The sequence below is a fragment of the Bartonella sp. MU70NMGDW genome, assembly GCF_042194085.1.
In the GTDB taxonomy this organism is placed as follows: domain Bacteria; phylum Pseudomonadota; class Alphaproteobacteria; order Rhizobiales; family Rhizobiaceae; genus Bartonella; species Bartonella grahamii.
Genome location: NZ_JBHIMK010000526.1, coordinates 1 through 766, shown reverse-complemented (window position 1 = coordinate 766; position 766 = coordinate 1). Strand labels below are relative to the sequence as shown.

The window sequence follows — 766 nt, the reverse complement described above, 5'->3', positions numbered from 1 at the left end:
TCTAAAAAGAAGAAACTTGCACTTTTAGATACTCTACTTTGGATTGCTTTAAGACTTTTAAGAAATCCCATCTTAAAGTGAATAGGCTTCTTTTACATTGCCTTTAAAAGATTATACCGTAATCTAAAATGATAGCTTTATTAACATCGACCTTGTGGCTAAAATTCGTGATTATGCTGCTATTTTCCTAACTCTACTTTGGGACTATAAGCCCCTCTTTGGCTAGTTTCTCGACAGTTGTTTCTGCAACGCTTACTATGAGATTAGAAAATGATGCAAAAGCATTTCCATCGCTAGAGCCTTTTGCTAGCCATATGGTTTCTTTGTTTTTTGTATGGTGAATAAGATAAACACTAACACTTATGGCGGGCTTACTAATATTATATCCACCGGTCACATAACCTGGTGTCGTCTCAGTTTTTATGGTAGCAAAGTTTCCAAATCCCGAAATAGTACTTGTAGAGGTTCCCGGATGATACGTTGGCGGGATATATGTCTGCGATATAGCACGATTATCAACGCTAACTATTAGGAGTGCATCTGCGCCTTTATTTGTTATAATTTCCTCTTTCTCGTTATAGGAATAATTACGAGTTGGAGGGAAAAGTTCTAATCCTCTCAATATCTGTACATTGTATTTAACGAGGGATTTCTCAAAGGTGTCTTCAAGTTCTTTTTGCTCAGAAATAGACATGCCAACACCTCCTATGACCACCTTTTTCGTTTGAAATCGTCCCTTGTAGTTTGGATCAACAATTCCGTTCAA

Annotated in this window: 1 protein-coding gene; it reads right to left on the bottom strand. The window is 36.9% G+C overall.

Going from position 1 to position 766, the window contains the following annotated elements:
- Nucleotides 1-193 precede the first annotated feature (193 nt).
- The coding region (locus tag ACFIKE_RS11960; RefSeq protein WP_375650177.1) for a hypothetical protein at nucleotides 194-766 on the bottom strand (573 nt) is incomplete at its 5' end.